The sequence below is a fragment of the Cohnella laeviribosi DSM 21336 genome (genome assembly GCF_000378425.1).
Classification (GTDB): Bacteria; Bacillota; Bacilli; order Paenibacillales; family Paenibacillaceae; genus Cohnella; species Cohnella laeviribosi.
This window is the reverse complement of record NZ_KB899820.1, coordinates 51,872-74,615: the sequence shown is the minus strand read 5'-3', so window position 1 is coordinate 74,615 and position 22,744 is coordinate 51,872. Positions and strand designations below refer to the sequence as shown.

At 58.8% G+C, this 22,744-nt stretch carries 23 protein-coding genes; 14 read left to right on the top strand and 9 right to left on the bottom strand.

What is annotated here, in order from left to right; translation table 11 throughout:
• Positions 1-75 precede the first annotated feature (75 nt).
• Both F560_RS22990 and F560_RS0110550 read right to left on the bottom strand, forming a co-directional pair.
• Positions 76-279, bottom strand: coding sequence for a hypothetical protein (locus tag F560_RS22990; RefSeq protein ID WP_019005703.1), 204 nt, complete (start codon positions 277-279; stop codon positions 76-78).
• An 86-nt stretch (positions 280-365) separates the two neighbouring features.
• The gene (locus tag F560_RS0110550; RefSeq protein WP_083932059.1) at positions 366-1,307 is read right to left on the bottom strand and encodes an RluA family pseudouridine synthase; all 942 of its coding nucleotides are present in this window, start codon (positions 1,305-1,307) and stop codon (positions 366-368) included.
• A gap of 119 nt (positions 1,308-1,426) precedes the next feature.
• Here F560_RS0110550 and F560_RS0110545 point away from each other — a divergent pair, with 119 nt between their 5' ends.
• From F560_RS0110545 to F560_RS0110500, 10 genes are all read left to right on the top strand, one after another.
• A complete protein-coding gene (locus F560_RS0110545; protein WP_019005701.1) occupies positions 1,427-2,149 on the top strand; it encodes an ABC-2 transporter permease in 723 nt (240 codons plus the stop codon).
• A gap of 52 nt (positions 2,150-2,201) precedes the next feature.
• Positions 2,202-2,609, top strand: a complete 408-nt coding sequence (locus tag F560_RS0110540) for a GntR family transcriptional regulator (RefSeq protein ID WP_019005700.1) — start codon at positions 2,202-2,204, stop codon at positions 2,607-2,609.
• Entirely contained in the window at positions 2,606-3,526 is a 921-nt protein-coding gene (locus F560_RS0110535; RefSeq protein WP_019005699.1) for an ABC transporter ATP-binding protein, read from the top strand. Before F560_RS0110540 ends, F560_RS0110535 begins: the two co-directional genes overlap by 4 nt.
• A complete protein-coding gene (locus tag F560_RS0110530; protein WP_019005698.1) occupies positions 3,523-4,428 on the top strand; it encodes an ABC transporter ATP-binding protein in 906 nt (301 codons plus the stop codon). Before F560_RS0110535 ends, F560_RS0110530 begins: the two co-directional genes overlap by 4 nt.
• Complete coding sequence (locus tag F560_RS0110525; RefSeq protein WP_019005697.1) at positions 4,421-5,710, top strand: ABC transporter permease; 1,290 nt, start codon at positions 4,421-4,423, stop codon at positions 5,708-5,710. Before F560_RS0110530 ends, F560_RS0110525 begins: the two co-directional genes overlap by 8 nt.
• A 645-nt stretch (positions 5,711-6,355) precedes the next feature.
• Positions 6,356-7,462 (top strand): ABC transporter ATP-binding protein, encoded by a 1,107-nt coding sequence (locus F560_RS0110520; protein ID WP_019005696.1) that lies wholly within the window; start codon positions 6,356-6,358, stop codon positions 7,460-7,462.
• Positions 7,452-8,255, top strand: coding sequence for an ABC transporter permease (locus F560_RS0110515; protein WP_019005695.1), 804 nt, complete (start codon positions 7,452-7,454; stop codon positions 8,253-8,255). The genes F560_RS0110520 and F560_RS0110515 overlap by 11 nt, the downstream gene beginning before the upstream one ends.
• Positions 8,252-9,061 carry an ABC transporter permease gene (locus F560_RS0110510; RefSeq protein WP_019005694.1) on the top strand — a complete coding sequence of 270 codons (810 nt, stop codon included), beginning with the start codon at positions 8,252-8,254 and terminating at the stop codon, positions 9,059-9,061. Before F560_RS0110515 ends, F560_RS0110510 begins: the two co-directional genes overlap by 4 nt.
• The gene (locus F560_RS0110505; RefSeq protein WP_019005693.1) at positions 9,058-10,131 is read left to right on the top strand and encodes an ABC transporter substrate-binding protein; all 1,074 of its coding nucleotides are present in this window, start codon (positions 9,058-9,060) and stop codon (positions 10,129-10,131) included. The genes F560_RS0110510 and F560_RS0110505 overlap by 4 nt, the downstream gene beginning before the upstream one ends.
• A gap of 111 nt (positions 10,132-10,242) precedes the next feature.
• Positions 10,243-11,607 (top strand): sodium-dependent transporter, encoded by a 1,365-nt coding sequence (locus F560_RS0110500; RefSeq protein ID WP_019005692.1) that lies wholly within the window; start codon positions 10,243-10,245, stop codon positions 11,605-11,607.
• Positions 11,608-11,689: 82 nt separating this feature from the next.
• On the opposite strand, the gene F560_RS0110495 is transcribed toward F560_RS0110500, so the two are convergent.
• From F560_RS0110495 to F560_RS22985, 6 genes are read right to left on the bottom strand one after another with little or no spacing between them, the layout of a single operon-like run.
• Complete coding sequence (locus tag F560_RS0110495; RefSeq protein WP_019005691.1) at positions 11,690-12,661, bottom strand: ABC transporter ATP-binding protein; 972 nt, start codon at positions 12,659-12,661, stop codon at positions 11,690-11,692.
• Positions 12,648-13,673 (bottom strand): ABC transporter ATP-binding protein, encoded by a 1,026-nt coding sequence (locus tag F560_RS0110490; protein WP_019005690.1) that lies wholly within the window; start codon positions 13,671-13,673, stop codon positions 12,648-12,650. The genes F560_RS0110495 and F560_RS0110490 overlap by 14 nt, the downstream gene beginning before the upstream one ends.
• Positions 13,674-13,686: 13 nt before the next feature.
• On the bottom strand, positions 13,687-14,496 hold the full coding sequence (locus F560_RS0110485; RefSeq protein ID WP_019005689.1) for an ABC transporter permease: 810 nt from the start codon (positions 14,494-14,496) through the stop codon (positions 13,687-13,689).
• Positions 14,497-14,505: 9 nt separating this feature from the next.
• Positions 14,506-15,447: an ABC transporter permease gene (locus F560_RS0110480; RefSeq protein WP_019005688.1), complete on the bottom strand. Its 942-nt coding sequence runs from the start codon at positions 15,445-15,447 to the stop codon at positions 14,506-14,508.
• Positions 15,448-15,457: 10 nt separating this feature from the next.
• A complete protein-coding gene (locus tag F560_RS0110475) occupies positions 15,458-15,694 on the bottom strand; it encodes a hypothetical protein (protein ID WP_019005687.1) in 237 nt (78 codons plus the stop codon).
• On the bottom strand, positions 15,679-16,641 hold the full coding sequence (locus F560_RS22985) for a CocE/NonD family hydrolase (RefSeq protein ID WP_245554835.1): 963 nt from the start codon (positions 16,639-16,641) through the stop codon (positions 15,679-15,681). The genes F560_RS0110475 and F560_RS22985 overlap by 16 nt, the downstream gene beginning before the upstream one ends.
• Positions 16,642-17,012: 371 nt before the next feature.
• On the opposite strand from F560_RS22985, the gene F560_RS0110465 reads away from it, so the two are divergent.
• Positions 17,013-18,353, top strand: coding sequence for an LLM class flavin-dependent oxidoreductase (locus F560_RS0110465; RefSeq protein WP_026298212.1), 1,341 nt, complete (start codon positions 17,013-17,015; stop codon positions 18,351-18,353).
• A 51-nt stretch (positions 18,354-18,404) separates the two neighbouring features.
• On the opposite strand, the gene F560_RS0110460 is transcribed toward F560_RS0110465, so the two are convergent.
• Positions 18,405-19,727 carry an O-acetylhomoserine aminocarboxypropyltransferase/cysteine synthase family protein gene (locus F560_RS0110460; protein ID WP_019005684.1) on the bottom strand — a complete coding sequence of 441 codons (1,323 nt, stop codon included), beginning with the start codon at positions 19,725-19,727 and terminating at the stop codon, positions 18,405-18,407.
• A 343-nt stretch (positions 19,728-20,070) separates the two neighbouring features.
• On the opposite strand from F560_RS0110460, the gene F560_RS0110455 reads away from it, so the two are divergent.
• The 3 genes from F560_RS0110455 to F560_RS0110445 all read left to right on the top strand — a co-directional run bounded on the left by F560_RS0110455 (position 20,071) and on the right by F560_RS0110445 (position 22,719).
• Entirely contained in the window at positions 20,071-20,622 is a 552-nt protein-coding gene (locus F560_RS0110455; protein ID WP_019005683.1) for a TetR/AcrR family transcriptional regulator, read from the top strand.
• Between the two features lie 165 nt (positions 20,623-20,787).
• The gene (locus F560_RS0110450) at positions 20,788-21,600 is read left to right on the top strand and encodes an ABC transporter permease subunit (protein WP_019005682.1); all 813 of its coding nucleotides are present in this window, start codon (positions 20,788-20,790) and stop codon (positions 21,598-21,600) included.
• Between the two features lie 24 nt (positions 21,601-21,624).
• Positions 21,625-22,719: a taurine ABC transporter substrate-binding protein gene (locus F560_RS0110445; protein WP_019005681.1), complete on the top strand. Its 1,095-nt coding sequence runs from the start codon at positions 21,625-21,627 to the stop codon at positions 22,717-22,719.
• The last annotated feature ends 25 nt before the right edge of the window (positions 22,720-22,744 follow it).

The window sequence follows — 22,744 nt, the reverse complement described above, 5'->3', positions numbered from 1 at the left end:
AGGGTTCGAAAGGGGAAAAGGCTGTTCCGAAGGCGGGTTCGCCTTGCGGAGCAGCTTTTTTGCCATGATCGCCATTTAGCGCGTTTCCGAACCTTCTGCGTTCTCCTGGCGGTTGGAGGCGAATGCGTTCCGATCGGCGGAACGGTTCTGCTTGAACGCCTCGGCCGCTTCTTCCGCGGAAAACTCCGTATCGTCGGTTCCTTCGCCCGGAACGGGGATCTTGTTTAACTTGGTCGTCTGAACTTCGGCCTTGGACGGGCGGTTTTGACGTTTCTCCATGAGCGGTTCCCTCCATTTTCGACTGGAATCAGGGATTAGGATTCCAAACGCGGCTTTTTTATATGCCCGGCCTTTCAGCAAAAAACTTACTCGGCCGATTTGAACACCTTGTAAAACAAGGAAGGAACCGGCGTTTGAAAACGCATCGTTTCTCCGGATACGGGATGCGCAAACGCAAGCACTCTGGCGTGCAGCCCCAGCCGGCCGATGGCTCTCGACCTCGCCCCGTATTTCTTGTCCCCGACGATCGGATGGCCCAAATCCTGCATGTGCACGCGGATCTGATTTTTGCGCCCCGTCTCCAGCCTGACTTCCAGTAAGCTGAAGTTTCGGTCGGCATGCAGCACCTTATAGCGGGTTACCGCATGCTGGCCGTCTCCCGGCCTCGGGCTCGAGTACATCTTCATCGCCCTGTTCTCTTTAAGCCACGATTCAATGACGCCTTCCTTCTGTTTGACTTGCCCTTCCACCAGAGCTACATACACGCGTTCCTTGACCATGTCCCGCCAGTTGTTTTGCAGCGTTTGCTGAACGCTTTCGCTTTTGGCGAACAGCATGAGACCGGAAGTGTCCCGGTCGAGCCTGTGCACGATGAATATGCGGTTTTTCGGATGTTGGGCGCGGACGTGCTCCATTAACTGCCGGTACGCGGTCAGTTCGCCGTCTTGACCTGCGGAGATGGAGAGCAGCCCGGCTTCTTTATGAACGACGATCACGTCGTCGTCTTCATAAACGATGGACAGCCCGAACAGGCGGGGCGGTGGGGCGGTCTTCTTCAGATTCACTTCTACCTTCTGGCCCGGCCGAAGCGGCAGGTTGTAGGCCGTTTCCACGCGGCCGTCGACCGACACCTGACCGCGGGCAAGGATGGACTTGACGGCGTTGCGGCCCTGATGGGACAGCATTTCCCGCAAGAAGGGGAGCAGTTCGCCTTCGGTCCGGACGGTGAACGCCTTTGTAGGGCCGTTATGGCCCGCAGGCTTGCTCGTTTTTCTGTTCAACGCGATTCTTCCTCTCTGCTGCTGCATGCTTACACGATAACGGATTCCGGCCCGGTCTTCAAGTTGACAGGAAAAGGAACTGTGATTATGCTGTGTATATGGATATACACACATAAACACTGACTACCATTGCGGGAGAGAGCAGAATGCGAGGCTTACAAGCGGTTCGGACCGTCTTCGTGTTTGAAATGAAGCGGGAGTGGTTCGGCGTGGTTGCCACGCCCCTTTTCGCTTTATACTTCGGCATCGTCTTCGTCTTTACGGTCCACCCCGGAGCGAATGGCGAACCGGCCGTGTTCATGAGCGGGATGCGCGACTGGGTGTACCTCTTTTCTTTTCCGCTGTTCGGATGTCTGATGCATCGCACCGTTTTTCATTATTGGCGCCACGATCCGTTCACGAAGCGGATTGCCCACTTCCGCACGATGCCCGTTCCGGTCGCGGCGATCGTCGGCGCGCGGTATGCGCAGAGCCTGCTGATGCAGTTTCTGGCCGGGGGCATGTTTCTGGCATGGCAGTTTATCGTGTCAACCGACCTTCAGAAGCTGGCCGGAATTGGGCAATGGATCGCGGCGGGACTGGTCTGGATCGGTTACGGGATGTTCGTGCAAACGTTCTACATCTATCTGGAGCTTGGATGCTCGGGCAAGACGTTCGTGCTCTATTACGCGGCCTACACGGCGGCGATGGGAGCGGCCGGAATTGCGCTCGGCCTCGCGCATGAGAGCCTCTTCCTGGACGTGGTGCGGGCCGTTCAGCGGCATCCGGTTATATGCGTCTTAGCCGTCTGGGTCGCGGCGGCCCTTGCGGCGCGGATCGGCAGCCGGCTGACGATGGAGCGGATGAGGCGTAGACGATATACGTTTTAGGAAAACTTAAGGCACCAAGAGTATGCAGCAACGTAGGGAATGAGGTGACTTTGTGTGGATCCCCATTCAAATTGACGAGAACCGTCCGGAACCGCTCTATCATCAGATCGAATCGCAATTGCGGGGACTCATTTTGAACGGGCAGCTGGAAGAAGGGGCCCTGCTTCCTTCCATACGGGAACTCGCCGCTTCGCTCAAATGCAGCGTCATTACGGTGCGCCGGGTATACCAGGACCTGGAGAGCGAAGGACTGCTGCGAACCCGGCAGGGGACGGGAACTTTTGTCGCCAAAGTGGACGAACAGGCCAAAGCCGGGCACCGGCTCGACCGGGTCATCGAAGCGTTCGAGCGGGCGGTGGAAGCCGGGCTGCAGCATCGCTGTTCGCAGGAAGAGCTGGAGGCGATTTTCCGGGATATTGTCCGCAAGCATTATCCGCAGGAGGGAGGAGAATCCGAATGAACGCGATGGTCTATACCGACGCGGCCGCATCGCTGAGCGGCGTTGCGGTCCGCCGGGACGGCTTTGCGTTCGGTCCGGTCGACCTCGAGATTCCGAGGGGGCTGGTGACGGCGATCGTCGGACCGAACGGGTCGGGCAAGAGCACGCTGCTTCGCGTGCTGCTGAAGCTGGAGCCCTGCGAAGGCCGGGTTGAGCTGCTGGGCGAGCCGATGGACAACGTCAGGGATGAAGAAGTGAAGGCGCGCATCGGGTTTGTGGCGGAGCTGCCGCATGCGTACGAGGATGCGTTGACGCCGGAGGAGAAGGCGAAATTTGCCGCGAACTGGTATCCCGGGTGGGACTGGGAGCGGTACCGGAAGCTGCTGCGCAGCTTCGATGCCGATCAGGCCCGCGGCAAGCTGCGCAAGCTTTCCAAGGGCATGCGGCGCAAGGTGGAGCTTGCCTGCGCGATGGCGCATAATCCCGAGCTGCTTATTCTCGACGAGCCTTCGTCCGGACTCGATCCCTTCGCTTGGAAAACGATGCTCGAGGAGCTGCATCGGTTCATGGAGCAAGGCGACCGGACGCTGATCATCGCTTCCCACATTACCGAGGAGGTGAAGCGGCTGGCCGATTGCATTCTGTTTATGCACAGGGGCAAGGTTCTTGGCTGCTACGAGAAGGATCAGCTGTTCGACGAGTGGCGCTCGCTGGTCGTTCAGCCTGCGGCGGAAGCCGGTTCCGACTGGCTTCGGAAGCTGCCGGGGCTGCAGGGCTGGGCGGAAGCCGCTCCCGGCCTGTACCGGCTGGAGACCGACAAGGCCGGCGAGACGCAGGCATGCTGCCAGGACCAGGGCTGCCGGATTTTGTCCGTTCAGCGGATGGAACTGGAAGACATTCTTGGCTGTTTAATTCGCAGGGAGGAGAGAACACGATGAAACCGCTAGTGGTGGAACGCGTCGTCAAGCATTACGGAGACAAAACGGCCGTGAACGGACTCGGGTTCGAGGTGGCGGAAGGGGAAATTTACGGCTTGCTCGGAGCCAACGGCGCCGGCAAGACGACGACAATGAGGATGGTGCTCGGGCTGATCCTGCCGGATGAGGGTTCGATCCGATATTTCGGGAAGCCCTACAGCCAGGAGCAGTTGCGCATGCTCGGCTATTTGCCCGAAGAGAGAGGCATGTATCCGAAGATCAAGGTGAGCGACCAAATCATCTATCTTGCGCAGCTTCGCGGCATGTCGCGCAAAGATGCGGACGCGAACCTGAAGCGCTGGCTCGAAAAGTTCGAAATATCCGAGTATTACAACAAGAAGGTCGAGGAGCTGTCGAAGGGCAACCAGCAGAAGATCCAGTTTATCGCGGCCGTCATTCACCGCCCGCGCATCGTCATTCTGGACGAGGCGTTCAGCGGCCTCGATCCCGTCAACGTGGAGCTGCTCAAGTCGACGGTCAAGGAGCTGCGCGACCAGGGCACAAGCATTCTGTTTTCCACGCACCGGATGGAGCATGTGGAGGAGCTGTGCCGCAACATCACCATCCTGCATCGCTCGAACCCGGTGCTGCAGGGCTCGATCAAGGAAATCAAGTCCCGGTTCCCGCAGGAGCGGGTGGCGCTTGCGGCCGACCGCCCGATCGAGGGATTGGAACGGATCCCCGGCGTCGTCTCCGTCGCCCGGCTGGAAAACGGCAGCTACGACTTGCGCATCCGGGAACCGGAGACCGCCCAGCGCATTTTGCAGCACGCGCTCTCCCAGGGGCCGATTCGCCGGTTCGAGCTGCTCGAGCCGACGCTGAACGAAATCTTTATCCGAACGGTGGGTGATCGTCATGAATAGCATGCTGACCGTCATGAAATTTACGATCCGCAACAAGCTTTACAGCAAATCGTATATCATTACGACGCTGATCATCGCCCTTCTGATGGCGCTCGGAGCGAACGCGCCTTACCTGATCCAGAAGCTTACCGGCAACAGCGAACCGACCAAAGTCGGATATATCGAAGGGCAGCACAGCGAGATTACGCAGGGCTTGGCCGACTACTTCGCCGGGCAGGAAGAGCCCGATGTCGCGCTGGTCGCGATTCCGCCGACAGGCTCGGAAGATTCCGACATCGAAGCGCTGAAGCAGGCGATCAAGGAAGGGAAAATCAAGGGGTACATCACCTTTAAGGAAAATGCCGAAGTCGGCTTTCCCGACGTGACGTACAGCTCGGAGAAGTTGCTGGAGTCCTCCACGTCGCAAGCGCTGCAGGGAGCCTTGCAGATGGTCAAGACGAACATTGCGGTCTCCGACGCCAAGCTGACGGAGTCCCAGCAGAAGAAGCTGTTTGCGCCGGTTTCCCTGACATCCGTGCAAATTTCGCTGAGCGAAGACGAGGGAACGGGCAAATCGGTGGAAGAACAGGCAACCGCGATCGGCCTGACTTACGTTATTATCATTCTGCTCTTTATGGCCATTATGATTACAGGCACGATGATCGCGACCGAAATTACGGCGGAGAAAAGCTCGCGGGTCATGGAAATTCTCGTCACCAGCGTCGCGCCCCTGAAGCAAATGTTCGGCAAAATCATCGGCACGTTCATCGCGGGGCTGACGCAATTGGTCGTGCTCGGCGCGGTATTGGCGGCGAACCTGTCGCTTCCGCAAAACAAAGACGCCTTCGCTTCGTTCGGCATCCGGCTGGATTCGATCGACCCGTTGCTGCTCGTCTTTGCGGTGTTCTTCTATCTGGCCGGCTATTTCCTGTTCGCGACCTTGTTCGCCGCGCTGGGCTCGATGGCCAGCCGGACGGAGGACATGAATCAGGTCGTCATGCCGGTCTCGATGCTGATGCTGATCGGCTTCTACATCGCGATTTACGGCCTCAGCAATCCGGATAGCCCGCTTGTCGTCGTCTGCTCGTTTGTTCCGTTTTTCGCTCCGTTTCTCATGTTTCTGCGCATCGGTCTTTCCGATCCGCTTTGGTGGGAGACGACCCTCTCCATCGTACTGCTTCTGGCGACGACCGGCCTTCTCGGATGGCTGTCGGCCAAAATTTACCGCACCGGCATCTTAATGTACGGCAAGCGGCCTACCATCAAGGAGCTGCTCAAGGCGATGAAGGCGTACAAGGTGTAAGGAGAGCGTGAACGGCCGGCGCAAGGGCTGCGCGGGAAAGCAATGAAAAGTCCGTCGGATCCATGGAGGGATTCGGCGGGCTTTTTTCGTGTCGGCAGACACCGGCGCGAGGATCCGGCGGACCGTCGTTCCGCTAGTTTGCCCGAAAACAACCCAAAGCCAGGCAATCCTGACACCCGTTCCGTTATTTCAGCCTGCCAGGCGTTATTTTTGACCCATCAGCCGAAATAACGAACCCTGTGTCCGAAAGGGGCGCGATTTTGTGCCAATGAGGCCAAATAGCGGATGTAAGGTCCGTCGCAAATGGCAGCACGAGTACCTTGCCGCGCCAGCCCTCCCCATTGCGGACGGTTGGACTTGCCGGGGCGGCGGAGTTGGCGATACGGCGGAAATCCGGCCGACGGACCATGCGAGGCGCGATCTGCGGGGGCAACGGATGATCGGCCGGCGGTCATGCGAAGCGCGATCCATAGGGTGGCGGATGATCGGCCGGACGGCGCCGGTGCTCCGAAAAAATAGTTGAATCTTGTTGAAATCGTGCGTACACTTAAACCGTCTTGTATTAAATTTGGATACAAAAGGCATGAGCATAGATCGGAAAAGGGGAGGCTGCGCCACAGCCGGACCCGGATCGGAGGTTGAAAAATGAAGGACGACGCGATTATCCGTTTTGACCAAGTGACGATGCGCTACGGCCCGGAGGATGTCGTGCTGGACAAGGTGAGCTTCGAGCTTCAGCCCGGCAAATTTTATACGCTGCTGGGTCCGTCCGGCTGCGGCAAAACGACGATTCTGCGGCTGATCGCGGGATTCGCCGATCCAACGGAAGGAACCGTCTACATCGGCGACGTTCCGATGAACGGCGTCCCGGCCAATAAGCGCCGGGTCAATACGGTTTTTCAGGATTACGCGCTGTTTCCGCATCTGAACGTATTCGAAAACGTGGCGTTCGGGCTTCGGATCAAAAAGCTGAAAAAGGACGTGATCCAAGCCAAGGTAAGCGAGGCGCTGCGGTTCGTGAACCTCGTCGGCTACGAAAACCGGAAAATCAGCGAAATGTCGGGCGGCCAGCGGCAGCGGGTGGCGATCGCCCGGGCGATCGTGAACGAGCCGGACGTGCTGCTTCTGGACGAGCCGCTGTCGGCGCTCGACCTGAAGCTGCGCACGGAGATGCAGGTCGAGCTGCGCGAACTGCAGCGCCGGCTGGGGATCACGTTTGTTTTCGTCACGCACGACCAGGAAGAAGCGCTGGCCATGTCGGATGAAATCTACGTGCTCAACAAAGGCCGCATTCAGCAAAGCGGCACGCCGATCGACATTTACGACGAGCCGATCAACCGCTTCGTGGCCGATTTTATCGGCGAATCCAACATCCTGGAAGGGAAAATGATCCGCGACTACCGGGTGGAATTCGGCGGAAGCGAATTCGATTGCGTAGACGGCGGCTTTCTGCCGAACGAGCTGGTGGAAATCGTCATCCGGCCGGAGGACCTGGAGGTCGTCTCTCCCGAAGAGGGCAAGCTGAAGGTGCGCGTCGAGTCCCAGCTGTTCCGCGGGGTTCATTACGAAATTGTCGGCCGCGACCGCTCGGGCAACCGCTGGCTTGTCCATTCGACGCGAAGCGTGAAGGTCGGCGACGAAATCGGGCTGCGCTTCGGCCCCGAGGCGATTCACGTCATGCGGTTCGGCGAAACCGAGGAGGATTTCGACAGAAGGCTCGAAGCCTTCGCCGAGGTGAACCATGCGAAGTAACGCCCGAAACTACTATCTGATTCCGTATCTGGCTTGGATCGCGCTGTTTGTCGTCGCGCCCATCGCCCTGATCGTGTACTACTCCTTTCATGACATTGAAGGAGGCTTTACGCTCGACAACTACGCCAAGTTTTTTACGCCGGTTTATTTGAAGATGGCGCTCAGCTCGTTCTGGTATGCGCTGCTGATTACGCTGTTTTCGCTGCTGGTCGCTTATCCGACGGCGCTCATTCTTACGCGCACGAAGCACAAGCAGCTTTGGCTTCTGCTGATCATTTTGCCCAGTTGGGTGAATCTGCTGCTCAAAGCGTACGCCTTCATCGGCCTGTTCGGCACCTACGGGCTTGCGAACGCCCTGCTGGAGACCATCGGGATCGGCCGCAAGCAAATTTTGTTTACCGATTTCAGCTTCGTGTTCGTGGCGGTTTACATTTTCATCCCGTTCATGATTTTGCCGATCTTCAACTCGCTTGAGGAAATGAACAAGTCGTTGATCCATGCGGCCCGGGATTTGGGGGCGTCGGCCTGGACGACGTTCCGCCGCGTCATCTTCCCGCTCACCCTCGGCGGCGTGAAGGCCGGCTGCCAGGCGGTCTTTATCCCGGCCCTGTCGCTCTTTATGCTTACCCGGCTGATCGCCGGCAACCGCGTCATTACGCTCGGCACGGCGATCGAGCAGCATTTTCTCGTGACGATGGACTGGGGCATGGGCGCGACGATCGCGGTGTTTCTCGTCATCATCATGGCGCTGATTATGGTCGTTACCGGACAGGGAAGGGGGAGCATCCGATGAACCCGGCCGGCAAACGTTCTTGGAGCGGTTTATATCTGTTTGTCGTGTTTGCGATTTTGTATGCTCCGATTCTTTATCTGGTCGTCTACTCCTTCAACAGCGGCGGCACGATGCACGGCTATGAAGGGTTTACGCTGGAATGGTACGGGGAAGTGTTTTCGGACGTGCGGCTTTTGATCATCGTGCTCAACACGCTGGTGATCGCGCTGTTTTCCTCCGCCATTTCGACCGTGCTGGGCGTCATCGGCGCTTTGGCGATTTACCGGGTGCGCAGGCAGCAGTCCCGCAACGCGCTGCTGTCGCTCAACAACGTGCTGATCGTCAGCCCGGACGTCGTCATCGGCGCGTCGTTTCTGATTTTGTTCACGATGATCGGTCTTCAGCTCGGATTCATCTCGGTGCTGGTGGCCCACATCGCCTTCAGCGTGCCGATCGTCGTGCTGATGGTGCTCCCGAAGCTGCAGGAGATGAACCCGTCGCTGCTCGATGCGGCCCGGGATTTGGGCGCAAGCGGATGGGGCGTGCTGACCAAGGTGGTGCTGCCGGTCATCCGGCCGGGGATTTTTGCCGGCTTTTTCATGGCGCTGACGTATTCGCTGGATGATTTCGCCGTCACGTTCTTCGTGACCGGCAACGGGTTCTCGACCTTGTCCGTCGAGATTTACTCGCGGGCGCGGCAGGGCGTGTCGCTGTCCATCAACGCCTTGTCGACGCTGCTGTTCCTGGTTACGATCGCGCTTGTCATCGGCTACTATCTGATCAGCCTGCGCAACAGCCGGCCGGCGGAAGGGGGGCAAAACCGATGAAGCAGCTTGTGCGCGCGTTTATCGCCGTCATCGCCATCGCATTGGCGCTCATGTACGTCACCTCGGTGCTTAATTCGGAGCAGGGCTACTCGGGCGGCAATACGCTTACGGTTTATAACTGGGGAGACTACATCGATCCGGAGCTGATCGCCGAATTCGAGCAGGAGACCGGCGTCAAAGTGATCTACCAGACGTTCGACTCCAACGAAGCGATGCTGACCAAGATCGCGCAGGGCGGGACGACGTTCGACATTGCGGTTCCTTCCGACTACGCCATCAGCAAGATGAGGGAAGAGGGGCTGCTGCTGCCGATCGATCACGCGCAAATTCCGAATCTGTCGCATATCGATCCGCGGTTTATGGATTTGTCGTTCGATCCGGGCAATGTGTACTCGGTGCCGTATTTCTGGGGAACCGTCGGCATCGTGTACAACCCGGAGCTTGTCGGCGGCAAGACGTTCCGCAGCTGGAACGAGCTGTGGGATCCGGATCTGCGCAATCAGATTTTGCTCGTGGACGGCGCGCGGGAAGTGATCGGCATGGGGCTGAACAGCCTCGGCTACTCGCTGAACGACACGAACGAAGAGCATCTGCAGGAGGCGAAGCGGAAGCTGGAGCGGCTTACGCCCAACGTCAAGGCGCTGGTCGGGGACGAGATCAAGATGCTGCTTGCGGGCGAAGAAGCGGCCGTGGGCCTTGTCTGGTCGGGCGACGCTTCCGAAATCATCAGCGAAAACGAAAAGCTCGACTACGTCGTGCCGGAGGAGGGGTCGAACGTCTGGTTCGACAACATGGTCATTCCGAAGACGGCGCGCAACCTCCCGGCCGCTCACGCGTTTATCAACTTCATGCTCGATCCGGAACATGCGGCCCGCAACGCGGAGTATGTCGGCTACTCGACGCCGAACAAGGACGCGCTCGCGCTGCTGCCCGAGGAAATATCGGGGGACAAGCGCTTTTATCCGGACGAGGAGCTGCTCTCCAAGCTGGAGGTGTACGACAACCTCGGCAAGCGGATGCTCGCCCATTATAACGAGCTGTTTCTGGAGTTCAAGATGCACAGCAAATAAATCAAAGGGCTCGCGTGATAACGTTTCGCGCCCCCAAATATTTCCGTAGACAAGGCCTGTTTTTTTCTTATACCCTATACTGGACTGAAACTGAATAACTGGGGGAGCGTCATGAGCAATAGGACATCGAAGAAAAACCCGGATCTAAGCCGCTCGAATCCGGAACGCTTTACTTCGGCCGGCTTTATTCTGGCAGCGATCGGAAGCTCGGTCGGGTTGGGCAACATGTGGAAATTCCCTTATATTACGGGCAAACACGGGGGCGCCGCATTTTTTCTGTTATTCATGATCTGTTTGATTTTGGTAGGGTTGCCCATTCTGCTGGCCGAAATGACGATCGGGCGGGGAGGAAGAGGCGACGCCGCGACTTCCTTGTACAATCTTACCGGCAAAAAGCATTGGCGGTTGATCGGCTTGCTGTCCGTTCTATGCGCGTTCTTGATCATGTCCTATTATGCCGTCGTGGCGGGATGGACGCTCCATTATACGGTCGAGTCGATTACGGGCGCGCTGTTTCGCGGCGGGGACGACTACCGGGGCAAGTTCGAATCGTTCGCGTCGGGTTATTGGCCCGTTTTCTGGCAGGCCGTTGTCATGCTGCTTTGCGGATGGGTAATCGCCAAAGGCGTATCCGGCGGCATTGAAAAATTCAACAAAATCTTGATTCCCGGTTTTTTGGCGATTTTGTTGGTGCTCATGGTTCGTTCCTTGACGCTGCCCGGAGCCGGCCAAGGGGTGGAATTTTTCCTGAAGCCCGACTTCGGCAAGCTGGATGCGGAATCCGCGCTGATCGCGCTGGGACATGCCTTCTTCTCGCTGTCGCTCGGCATGGGCTGCATGCTGACCTATGGATCGTACGTCGAGCAAAAACAGTCGCTGGGATCGGCGACGCTGGCTATCGGGCTGGGGGATCTGCTCTATGCGTTCATCGCGGGGCTTGTGATTTTCCCGACGGTCTTTTCTTTCGGCTTGGAGCCGGGAGAGGGCGTGGGATTGGCGTTCATGGCGCTGCCTGCCGCTTTCTCGCAAATGCCATTCGGCTTTCTGTTCGGGGGCTTGTTTTTCGTGCTGCTGGCCATCGCGGCGCTGACGTCGGCCGTGTCGATTCTCGAGGTTCCCGTCGCTTATGCCATGCACAATTGGAAGTGGAGCCGGAAGAAGGCGGCCGCCGTCATTTCTTCTGTCTGCTTTCTGGTGGGCGTTCCGTCGGCGCTGTCCGTCGGCGGCGTGCTCGGCGCCTTCCAACCCGGAGGGAAAACGGTGTTCGACTGGTTCGATTTCGTCACCTCTTACGTCCTGATGCCGATCGGCGGCCTGGCCGTGACGCTGTTCACCGGATACGCATGGAAGCGGGCCGGCGAGGAAGCGGGCCTTTCGGGCTTCTGGTACAAGATCTGGATGTTCCTGATTAAAATCGTAGCCCCGATTTTGATCCTTCTGGTATTTCTGTATTCGGTCGGGATCATTTCGGTATAAGCGCGTTAGGCGCGGTCATGGCGGAGACGGTTCCCGAAGGAACCGTCTCTCGTTTTTGATGAAGCGGCAAAAAAGCGGAGGATCAGGCATAAAGATGGCAGCTCACCGAATGGCCGGGCGACGCTTCCTTCAGCGACGGAGCCGCAGACAAACAGCGTTCGTGAACGTGCGCGCACCGGGTCTGAAACGGGCAGCCCGCCGGAATGGCGAGAGGATTGGGCAGGTCGCCTTTCAAAATGATTTTCTCCCGTTTCGCGCGCAGATCGTCCGCCGGCACGAAGGACATGAGCGCCTGCGTATACGGGTGCAACGGACGGCTGTAGAGGGAGTCGACGTCGGCCGTCTCGACGATTTTCCCCAGGTACATGACGGCGACTTTGTCACTCATATAGTGAATCACGTTCAGATCGTGCGAGATGAACAGGTACGTGAGCGAGAATTCCCGCTGCAGCTTCTTCAGCAGGTTCAGAATTTGCGCTTGGACGGAGACGTCCAGCGCCGAAACCGGTTCGTCCAGTACCACGAACTCGGGATTCAGGATCAGGGCGCGGGCGATGCCTATCCGCTGCCGCTGGCCGCCGCTCAGCTCGTGGGGATAACGCTTCGCATAGGAGGCGTCCAGCCCGATCGTCTCCAGCATCTCCCCTACGCGCAGTTGCCGTTCTTTCCGGCCGCACAGCCGGTTGATCTTAAGCGGCTCTCCCAGCAGCCGGCCGATCGGAAACCGCGGATTGAGCGAGGTGAAAGGGTCCTGGAACACGTATTGAATCCGCCGGCGAAGCGCCCGCCGCAGCGCACCCGCTCCCGCGCCGGTGACGTCTTCGCCGCGGTAGAGCAGCTTGCCGCCGCTGGGGGCGAGCAACCGGGCGGCGATCTGGCCGGTGGTCGATTTGCCGCAGCCGCTCTCTCCGACCAGTCCCAACGTTTCCCCTTGGCGAACGGATAGCGACACGCCGTCCACCGCCCGCAGCGTTTGCCGCTTGAACAGCGAAACCGGCTTGGCGTACGACTTGGTAATGCCGTTTAATTCCACGAGCGGCTCAGACGGCGGCATGGCGATTTCCTCCTTCCGCTTCCGCGAGGAAACAACGCGCGGCATGCCCGCCCCGGTAGGCCACCAGCTCGGGCTGCTCCGTCCGGCAGCGCTCGGTCGCATGCGCGCATCTGGAGGCGAAGCGGCAGCCTGCGCCCCGCTCGTGCAGCGCCGGCACGTGGCCCTCGATGGAATAGAGCGGGCTGTTCTTCTTCGCGGGCGTCGGAATCGACCGGAGCAGCCCGGCCGTATAAGGATGAAGCGGCCGCTCAAAAAGGTCGTCGACCGTTCCCGATTCGACGATTTGCCCCGCATACATGACCAGAACCCGGTCGCACATGTCGGCGATGACGCCGAAATCGTGGGAGATCAGCAGGATCGACGTTCCGTCCTCCTCCCGGATTTGCCGCATCAGATCGAGGATTTGCGCCTGGATCGTCACGTCGAGCGCCGTCGTCGGCTCGTCCGCAATGAGCAGGCCGGGATTGCAGGAGACGGCGATCGCGATCATGACCCGCTGGCGCATGCCGCCGGAAAGCTGGTGAGGATATTCCCGAAGCAGCGATTCCGGGCGCGGCAGCCCGACTTTGCGGAGCAGCCAGACGGCGCGTTCCCTGGCTTCCTTGCGCGAATATCCGAGATGGAGCCGAAGCGTCTCCGTTATCTGATAGCCGATCGTAAGACCGTGATTGAGCGAACTCATCGGGTCCTGGAAGATCATCGCGATTTCTTTGCCCCGAAAGGCCCGGATGTCCCGGTCGGTCATCGTGTGCAGCGGATGCCGTCCTTCATACCAGATTTCCCCGCCGCCAATGCGCATGGCGCTCGGCAGCAAACCGAGAATCGACAGCGATAGCACGCTTTTGCCGCAGCCCGATTCGCCGACAATGCCGATCGTTTCCCCGCGTTCCACTGTCAGCGATACCCCGTCCAATACGGACAGACCCGCGCCGCGGGTCCGCCTCAATCGAATCTGCAAATTCCGGATATCCAGCAGCGATGCTTCCGTTGCGATTGCCGCCGCCTCTCTCATCTGCATCACCTTTCTAGCTTTTTTTGTCGCGCAGGTCCCGGATCCCGTCGCCGAGGAGGTTGAAGCCGAGCACCGTCAAGGTAATCAGAAGCCCCGGCGCCAGCGTAAACCACGGCGCTTTGGCCAGGTAGCTCTGCGCTTCGTTCAGCATCCGGCCCCAGCTTGGATCGGGCGGCTGCACGCCGAGCCCCAAATAGCTGAGCGCCGCTTCGATCAGGATGGCCGTCGAGAAGCTGAGCGCCGCGGTCGTCACGACGGAAGAGGCGATATTGGGCGCGATCTGGACGAAAATCAGGTTAGCGTGTCCCGCGCCCAGGCCGCGGGCCGCTTTCACGTAGTCCGCTTCCTTATGCTGCAGCACGCCGCTTCGGATGACGCGCGCAAACGACGGAATCGACAGAATGCCGATCGCCAGCATCGTCTGAAACAGGCTCGGCTTCGATATGGACACCAGCAGCAGCGCGAGGAGAATGCCGGGAAAGGCGAGCAGCGCATCCGTTGCGCGCATCAGCAACTCGTCCACCCATCTGCCCATGTAGCCGGCCAGCGTCCCGACGAGAAACCCGCCCAGCAGTCCGATGGCGACCGATACGGCCCCGACTTCGAAAGCGGTCTGCGAGCCGACCATTACGCGGCTGAGGATATCCCGGCCGAAATTGTCCGTTCCGAGCCAATGGCGAACGCTTGGCGCCTGCAGCCGCTCGCGGATATTCATCTCATTCGGCGGATGGGGCGTGTAGACCAGGCTGATCAGCATCACGACGAACAAAACCGAAACGAAGGACGCTCCGAGCACAAGACTGTAGCTTTTCATTCTTTTCATGACGCGCCTCTACTGTAAGCGGATTTTCGGGTCAAGCCAGCGATAGGACAGATCGACGACAAAGTTGATCGCAATGACGGTGAAGGCAATGAGGACGACAAGTCCCTGAACGAGCGGATAATCGCGGTTGCCGATCGCCGTAATCAGCAGGCTGCCGATGCCCGGCAGCGTGAAGACCTGCTCGATGACAAGGCTGCCCGCCAGCAGCTCGCCGAAGTTGATTCCGATAATCGTGATGACGGGCAGAAGGGCGTTTTTGAGCACATGCTTATACAAAACAGTCGACTCCCGCAGCCCTTTGCTTCTCGCCGTCCGCACATAATCGAGGCCGAGCTGCTCCAGCATGGAGGTGCGCAGGTAGCGGACCACGATGGCGATTTGCGGGACGGCGAGCGCCGCGGAGGGAAGCACAAGCGATTTGACCGCCAGCCAAGGATTCTCCGACCACGGCGTAAAGGTGCTGACGGCGAACCACTTAAGCGTAAGACCGAATGCGAGGATCAGCATGATGCCCATCCAGAACGACGGGACGGCAAGGCCGAGCTGCGTGCCGATCGTTACCAGCATATCCGCCGCTTTGCCCCGCGCGCGCGAGGCGATGATGCCGAGCGGAATTCCGACGGCGATCGTCAAGACAAGCGACATGACGGCGAGGGAAACGGTCACGGGAAGGCGGCCCGCGATCAGATGCGTCACCGGCTCCGAAAACCGGAGCGACTCGCCGAAATCGAGCCGGAAAGCGGCGACCAGCCAGTCTGCGAACTGCTCGGCCAGCGGCCGGTCCGTTCCCAGCTTTTCTTCGAGCAGGGCAATCTGCGCGTCGGTCGCTTCCGTGCCCAGAATGACAAGCGCGGGATTGCCGGGAATGATCCGGAACGCGGCGAACGTCAGCAGCAGCACGAACAGGACGGTCAGCAGCAACGTAAGCAGGCGGCGTGCATAGTAGTTCATGCGGGATTCGTTACTCCGTGAAATATACGGTCGACAGATCCTGAACGTAGAGCGGATATTGCTTGTAGCCCGCCAGCTTGTTGCTGAGCGCCACGTTCAAATTCGGGTCCATAATGTAGACGGCCGCCGCGTCCTGCGCCAGAATCGTTTGCGCTTTTTTGTAGAGTTCCACCTGCTTGGCGTCGTCGATCTCTTTGACCGCCGCTTTCAGCGTCTCGTCGAACGCTTCGCTCAGCGGTTGAACCACCGAAACTGCAGTTCGTCGATCCGGTTGGCGGCTTCCGGACCGAAGTCCAGTTCCCCGACATAACGGGACCACGGCATGTGGAACCAGGGCTCGATGTGCAAATATTGAGCGTCCCTTGCCGCAGCGGTTCCGCTTCTGCGAATGCCCGTAAAGTTCTCGATCGTTCCGTCGATGAAAATATCGTACCAGCCGCCGATATGCAGAGCCGGAACGTCAATCGAGCCGTAATGATCCCTTAACGAGGTCGCTTTCCAATAATCGTCGCGCGTCGGATGCGCAAGCCATTCCAGATAATAGGGCGCGAGAGATTTGACCGCTGCCGGCGGATCGTTGAGCGGAAGCCGCTTGTAGTAGGCGTGAATGCCGGCGTAAAGATCCGTCAGTTCGGACGCCCAATCCGGCCTCTTCTGTCTGAGGGCCGTGTCCTGGGCGACGAACAGCACCCAGGACTGCAGCAACGCGAGCGAAAACGTGCCGTTTCGGTACGTTTTGCCCTGGTACGAATCCGAACCGATCATCGCGGGCGCGATGGCGCTCAGATGCGGCGGCCTTGTCATCGCCGCGAGCCACTGGACGGCTGCGGCATAGGAGAAGCCGTACATGCCGACCTTCGGCACGACGCCGGGAAGCGAGGCGGCCCACTCGATGGTGTCGTATCCGTCCTCCGCTTCGAAGGCATACGGATGAAAATCGCCTTCGGACGCCCACCGTCCCCTTACATCCTGAACGACCACGACGTAGCCGTGCCTGGCGTACCAGGCCGGGTGCGCGTAATTCATCGTTTGCGCGTCTTCTTTGTTATAAGGCGTCCGCAGCAGCAGAACCGTGTAAGCCCCGTCCGCCGCGGGCCGGTATATATCCGCGGCCAGCTTGACGCCGTCCCGCATCGGAACGGACACGTTTCTTTCGATCTGCACGGAAGGATCGAACGTACTCGATTTCAACACCCCCAATCTTTTTTGCGCGGGTACGACATCGACGCCATCGCAAAAAAAAGATGTCGGACTAATGAGCGTTCATTAGCATCCGACATCTCCAGATGACTGGTCAATGCAAATTGCATAATCCCGATATAAATAATAGGTTATATTGTGGCTATACTAGCATATCGTTTTGATATTCGTCAACCCTTGATTTCACGGCCTTCGATTTCGTTTACGCATGTTCCGTAAGGCGCAGCAACTTTTTGGCGGGTCCGGTTGACAAGAACGGGTTTACCTCTTACAGTGTCATTAGGTTCGACCAGAGAAACTGGAGACGCTTTCCGTTCGGAGAGTGTCTCTTTTTCTTTTTATACTGCCGAATAGGAGGGTTCGACATGCCCCGTAAGAGACAGATGAAATTATCCGCTTATTTGGTCGGCACAGGCATGCACGCCGCGTCCTGGCGGTTGGAAGGGGCCAATCCCGGCGCAAGTATCGATATCGACTACTACCGCCGCTTGGCCCAGACCGCAGAGTGCGGCAAATTCGATATCGCTTTTCTGGCCGACAGCCTGGCGATCAACGAGCAGTCCCACCCCAATATCCTCAACCGGTTCGAGCCGATCACGCTGATCGCCGCGCTGGCCGGCGCGACCTCGCGCATCGGCCTTGTCGCCACCGCTTCGACCTCGTATATCGAACCGTTTAACCTCGCGCGGCTCTTCATGTCCGTCGACCACATCAGCAAAGGAAGGGCCGGGTGGAACATCGTGACCACGCGCGACTTGTCCGGCAACACGGCGCGCAATTTCGGCAAGGAAGCCCATTTGGAGCTGGAGCATCGCTACCGCAGGGCCGGCGAGTTTGTCGACGTCGTGCGCGGCTTGTGGGATTCCTGGGAAGACGACGCTTTTCTTTTCGACAAAGCGGAGGGACGGTTTTTCGATCCGAACAAAATGCATCGCATTCGCCATAAAGGCGAGTTTTTCGCGGTGGAAGGACCGCTCAATATCGCCCGTTCGCCCCAGGGCCATCCCGTGCTCGTTCAGGCGGGCAATTCCGGGCCCGGCCAGGCGTTTGCGGCGAAGGTCGGGGAAGTGATTTTTGCGATCAAGTACAATTTCGAGGACGCGCGCGCCTTTTACCGGGAATTCAAGCAGAAGGTCGCCGCTGCCGGACGCAACCCCGACGACGTGTACATCCTGCAGGGCATTTCGCCGGTCATCGGCGCTACGGAAGAGGAGGCTCGCGCCAAACGGAAGGAACTCGAAGCGCTGCTTCCGGAAGAGACGATTATCGGCTTTCTGGCGGATTATTTCAAGGAGGTGGACTTCAGCCGCTTCACCGCCGACACGACGGCAAGGGAAGCCGGACTGGATACGATCCAGGCGGCCAACCCCGATTACAGGAAGCACCAGCCGGTCATCGCCAGGGAAAACCCGACGCTCCGCGAAATCTATTCGCTGATCATCGGTTCCTTCAGCGGAGATTCGTTCGTCGGGACGCCGGAGAAAATTGCCTCTTCGCTTGAAAAATGGTTCCTGGAAGGGGCGGCGGATGGCTTTATGCTGATGGCGCCCGCTTTGCCGGAAGGATTGGAGGTATTTGTCGATCGGGTCGTTCCGCTGCTGCAGGAGCGGGGGCTGTTCCGGAGCGAATACGAGGGCCGCACGCTGCGGGAGCATCTCGGACTTCCGATCCCGGTCAATCGGCATGCCGCAGGCAGCCCCGTTTAACGAACGAAGGCGCCTCCCGCGAATCGTTTCCGGGAGGCGTCTTCGTTATGTTCAGGCGCCCGCCGTTTCAACGGATGCCACGGCTTTGCGAATCGCTTGCTCCAAATCGTCGATCAGATCGTCGGGGTCCTCGATGCCGACGGACAGCCGGATCAAATCCGGGGAAATGCCCGCGGCGGCCTGCTCCTCGGGAGAAAGCTGCGCATGGGTTGTGCTTCCCGGATGAATGACCAGCGACTTGGCGTCGGCGACATTGGCAAGATGCGAGAACAGTTCCAGGCTGTCGATAAAGCGGTTCGCCGCCTCGAAGCCGCCTTTTAACCCGAATGTAAAGACGGACCCCGGCCCTTTCGGGAAATACGTTTGCGCCAATTCGTAATAAGGGCTTGAAGGCAGAGCCGGATAATTGACCCAGGCTACGTCCGGATGCTCGTTCAGGTAGGCGACGATGCGCTTCGTATTGGCCAGATGCTTCTCCACCCGCAGCGACAGCGTCTCCAGCCCCTGCAGCAGCAGAAACGCGTTGAACGGGCTGAGCGACGCGCCGATATCGCGCAGAAACTGGATTCTTGCCTTGGTAATGTAGGCCAGCTCGCCGAATTTCTCCACATACCGGATGCCGTTATAGCTCTTGTCGGGCTCCGTAAAGCCCGGAAACTTGCCGTTTGTCCAGTCGAACGTTCCGCCGTCCACAATCAGACCGCCAATGGACGTTCCGTGCCCGCCGATAAATTTGGTTGCGGAATGCACGACGATATCGGCGCCATGCTCGAGCGGACGGAGCAGGTACGGCGTGCCGAACGTATTGTCGACGATCAGCGGGATGCCGTGCTCATGCGCGATGTCGGCGATTTTGCGGATATCGGGGATGTTGAGGCCCGGATTTCCGATCGATTCGATGAACAGCGCCTTCGTCTTGTCCGTAATCGCGCGGCGGAAATTTTCCGGGTCGTCGGGATTGACGAATCGCGTACGGATGCCGAGCTTGGGCAGGGTCACATCGAACAGGTTGAAGGTTCCCCCGTACAGCGTGCTCGCGGATACGATTTCGTCGCCGGCGCCGGCGATGTTGAAGATCGAATACGTAACGGCGGCGGAGCCGGACGCGACGGCAAGCGCCCCTACGCCGCCTTCCAATGCCGCGATGCGCTGCTCCAATACCTCGTTGGTCGGGTTGCTTATCCTCGTGTACGTGTTTCCCAACTCTTCGAAATTGATGACCGCGCGCGCATGCTCCGTATCTTTGAACGCAAACGACGTGCTCTGGTAGATGGGGACCGCACGCGCGCCTGTCGCCGGGTCGGGCTGCTGCCCGGCATGCACTTGCTTCGTATCGAATCTCCAGCGCTTCTCTTTCTCCCTCTGCTCGGTCATAGGGCTTCTCCTTCTTGGCCGCCAACGCAAAAAGGAGACTGCAAGGTTCCCTTGACAGGTCCTTTCAGTCTCCAGCGGTCTGGTCAGCCGAAAATGTACTATTCCGGTTGGAATAATCTATCCTGATGTTACACATTTGCCTCCGAGCTGTCAATTTGCTATTTCCTACGGTGTGTTTCCCGGTGTGCTGCCGGATGATCGACGGTCTGACGCAGGAGGAAGATGGGTGGGGGAACGGGAAGTTTACGCCGGCATAATGCTGATTTAATTTATAGGAATTATATAAAATTCGCGTTGACAACTTTACCGTCCGGACAGTATATTAAATTTCGGAGGTGCCGGCATGAACCGAAATTCGAAACGCACCGCAATTTTGAAGGTGGCCTGCCGGTTGGTCAGGGAATTGGGAGCTTCCAATCTGACGCTCGATGCCGTTGCCAAAGAGGCGGGCGTGAGCAAGGGCGGTCTGCTCTATCATTTTCCGACCAAAGAAGCGCTGATACAGGCAGCCCTGGCCGACTTTCTGGACCGCTTCGATTCGGACACCGATGCGGAAGCGACCCGCAACACTTCGCTGAATAACCGGTGGGCGCAGGCGTATTTGATCAAAACGTTCGAGATCAGCAAGGACGATTTGGAGATGAGCTTCGGCATTTTGGCGGCCGCTGCGAACCATCCGGACCTGCTGGAGCCCATGCGGGAGCGATACCTGCTATGGCAAAGCCGGATGGCGTCGGAGTGCAAAGACCCCGTTGAAGCGACGGTGGCCCGATTGGCCGCGGACGGATTGTTCTTCTGCGAGCTGTTCGGGTTCGCGCCGCTGGACGGCGAGCTGCGTTCCAAAGTGCTGGCTTACTTGCTCAAAATGGTGGAAAGGCGCGAGCAGCATCCATAAAAGCCTGTCCGGATGCTGGCCTCGACGCGGCCTATGACAAGCGGCATCCGCTTGAGCCGGTTGCCGCCGCGTGAGGGCCAGGGCGCCGAATTCCGCTGTTTTTCCAACCTTAAAACCAACTATACAAATATGGTTAATGTGTTTACAAAGAAAGGATGTGATCGTTTGGCGGTCAAGGACGATATCCGATCGGCCGCCCGCCGGCCGGCCAAAGAGAGCGGGGTGTATTTCGCCGTTTCCGCCTGCTCGGTCATCGCCGTCCTGCTGCTTTGGTGGACGGCCAGCCGCAACCCATGGGTGAACCCGCTCTTTCTGCCTTCGCCCGCGGATGTGTGGTCGGCATTTGCGGATATTGCTCGGGAAGGCTACAAAGGATCGACCATGCTTGCCCATATCGGCGCCAGCCTCAGGCGAATTTTCACCGCGCTGCTCCTGGTGTTCGTCACCGCGGTGCCGCTTGGAATCCTTTGCGGGCGAAACCGGCTGATCCGGGCGGTCTTCGATCCGTTTATCGAGTTTTACCGGCCGCTTCCTCCGCTTGCTTACTATTCGCTGCTGGTCCTCTGGTTCGGCATACAGGACACGTCGAAGGTTATTCTGCTGTTCCTCAGCGGCTTCGCCCCCATGTTCATCGCCGCCGTTTACAGCGCACGCCGCATTCCCGCCGATCGGATCAACGGGGCCCGCTCGCTGGGGGCCAACGGATTCCGCCTGTACGCCTTTGTGATTTTCCCTTCCTGTCTGCCCGATCTGTTGACCGGCCTGCGGACAGCGGTCGGCGTCACCTATGCCACCCTCGTGGCGGCGGAAATGGTCGCGGCCGTATCCGGCATCGGCTGGATGGTGCTGGACGCCAGCAAATATCTGCGAAGCGATATCATTTACGCCGCCATTATCATCATGGGCATTATTGCGATTCTCATCGATTCGGCGATTCGGCTGCTGATTCGCAAGGTTTCCCCGTGGATTGAATCATAATCGATTGAATAGGAGCGATTGACCATGAACCGATTGAACCGATGGATCCGGAAGCATTCCCGTTTGTACGCCTTTTCCCTCGTCGCCGTTCTGCTCTTGCTGCTTGCGGCCGCTTGCGGCCAAAAATCGGACGAAACGGCGGGCAGCGCGGCATCGCCGGCGGGGAGCGCCGAGGACGTGTCCGAGGGGAAGCTTCCCAAGGAAATTCGAATCGGTTACCAGGTGTCCCCGAACGGCGAACTGATGGCAAAAGCGCTTGGACTCGCGGAGAAGAAGTTCCCCGGCGTCAAGATTTCCTGGCTGAAGTTCGATTCCGGACGCGACGTCAATACCGCCATCGCCAGCGGGAGCATCGATTTCGGCCTGGTCGGCACGCCGCCGGGCGCTTCGGGCATCGCGCAGGGGCTGCCCTACCAAATCTACTACATTCATGACGTTATCGGCGAAAGCGAAGCGCTTGTCGTGCAGCAAAAATCCGGTATTCAATCGCTGCAGGATTTGAAAGGCAAAACGATCGCCACGACCTTCGGCTCCACTTCCCATTTCAGTCTTCTGTCGGCGCTGAAACAGGAAAATATCGATCCTTCGACGATCAAGATCATCGATATGCAAGCCCCGGATCTTCCCGCCGCCTGGCAGCGGGGGGACATCGACGGCGCATATACCTGGCAGCCCGTGCAATCGAAGCTGCTGGCCGCAGGCGGCAAGGTGATCGTCACCTCGAAGGAAGTGGCCGAAAAAGGCGCGCTGACCGGCGAATTCGGCGTCGTCCGCAGCGACTTTATCGCCGATTACCCGGACGTCGTCAAGCAGTATATCGAGGTGCTGGACGAAGGCACCAAGTATTATCGCGACCATCCGAAAGAAGCGTCCGAAGCGCTGTCCAAAGAGCTTGGCCTGACGCCGGAGGAAACGCTCAAAGCGATGAACGAGATTACGGTGCTCGACGCTTCCCAGCAGACGGACGCCAAATATATGGGAACGCCGGAACAGCCTGGCGCCTTCGGCTCGCTGCTGAAAGCAACGGCAGATTTTCTGGTCGAACAGAAATCGATTAAGAGCGCGCCGGATGTCGATGTCTTCCAGAAAGCCATCCGCAGCGATCTGTATACCAAGTGACACAGGCGACCCGATTCGGAAAGGG

What these genes read in the sequence shown, in the direction of transcription:
- F560_RS22990 (WP_019005703.1), bottom strand. Translation starts at nt 279, where the DNA reads ATGGAGAAACGTCAAAACCGCCCGTCCAAGGCCGAAGTTCAGACGACC.
- F560_RS0110550 (WP_083932059.1), bottom strand. Translation starts at nt 1,307, where the DNA reads ATGCAGCAGCAGAGAGGAAGAATCGCGTTGAACAGAAAAACGAGCAAG.
- F560_RS0110545 (WP_019005701.1), top strand. Translation starts at nt 1,427, where the DNA reads ATGCGAGGCTTACAAGCGGTTCGGACCGTCTTCGTGTTTGAAATGAAG.
- F560_RS0110535 (WP_019005699.1), top strand. Translation starts at nt 2,606, where the DNA reads ATGAACGCGATGGTCTATACCGACGCGGCCGCATCGCTGAGCGGCGTT.
- F560_RS0110530 (WP_019005698.1), top strand. Translation starts at nt 3,523, where the DNA reads ATGAAACCGCTAGTGGTGGAACGCGTCGTCAAGCATTACGGAGACAAA.
- F560_RS0110525 (WP_019005697.1), top strand. Translation starts at nt 4,421, where the DNA reads ATGAATAGCATGCTGACCGTCATGAAATTTACGATCCGCAACAAGCTT.
- F560_RS0110520 (WP_019005696.1), top strand. Translation starts at nt 6,356, where the DNA reads ATGAAGGACGACGCGATTATCCGTTTTGACCAAGTGACGATGCGCTAC.
- F560_RS0110515 (WP_019005695.1), top strand. Translation starts at nt 7,452, where the DNA reads ATGCGAAGTAACGCCCGAAACTACTATCTGATTCCGTATCTGGCTTGG.
- F560_RS0110510 (WP_019005694.1), top strand. Translation starts at nt 8,252, where the DNA reads ATGAACCCGGCCGGCAAACGTTCTTGGAGCGGTTTATATCTGTTTGTC.
- F560_RS0110505 (WP_019005693.1), top strand. Translation starts at nt 9,058, where the DNA reads ATGAAGCAGCTTGTGCGCGCGTTTATCGCCGTCATCGCCATCGCATTG.
- F560_RS0110500 (WP_019005692.1), top strand. Translation starts at nt 10,243, where the DNA reads ATGAGCAATAGGACATCGAAGAAAAACCCGGATCTAAGCCGCTCGAAT.
- F560_RS0110495 (WP_019005691.1), bottom strand. Translation starts at nt 12,661, where the DNA reads ATGCCGCCGTCTGAGCCGCTCGTGGAATTAAACGGCATTACCAAGTCG.
- F560_RS0110490 (WP_019005690.1), bottom strand. Translation starts at nt 13,673, where the DNA reads ATGAGAGAGGCGGCGGCAATCGCAACGGAAGCATCGCTGCTGGATATC.
- F560_RS0110485 (WP_019005689.1), bottom strand. Translation starts at nt 14,496, where the DNA reads ATGAAAAGAATGAAAAGCTACAGTCTTGTGCTCGGAGCGTCCTTCGTT.
- F560_RS0110480 (WP_019005688.1), bottom strand. Translation starts at nt 15,447, where the DNA reads ATGAACTACTATGCACGCCGCCTGCTTACGTTGCTGCTGACCGTCCTG.
- F560_RS0110465 (WP_026298212.1), top strand. Translation starts at nt 17,013, where the DNA reads ATGCCCCGTAAGAGACAGATGAAATTATCCGCTTATTTGGTCGGCACA.
- F560_RS0110460 (WP_019005684.1), bottom strand. Translation starts at nt 19,727, where the DNA reads ATGACCGAGCAGAGGGAGAAAGAGAAGCGCTGGAGATTCGATACGAAG.
- F560_RS0110455 (WP_019005683.1), top strand. Translation starts at nt 20,071, where the DNA reads ATGAACCGAAATTCGAAACGCACCGCAATTTTGAAGGTGGCCTGCCGG.
- F560_RS0110445 (WP_019005681.1), top strand. Translation starts at nt 21,625, where the DNA reads ATGAACCGATTGAACCGATGGATCCGGAAGCATTCCCGTTTGTACGCC.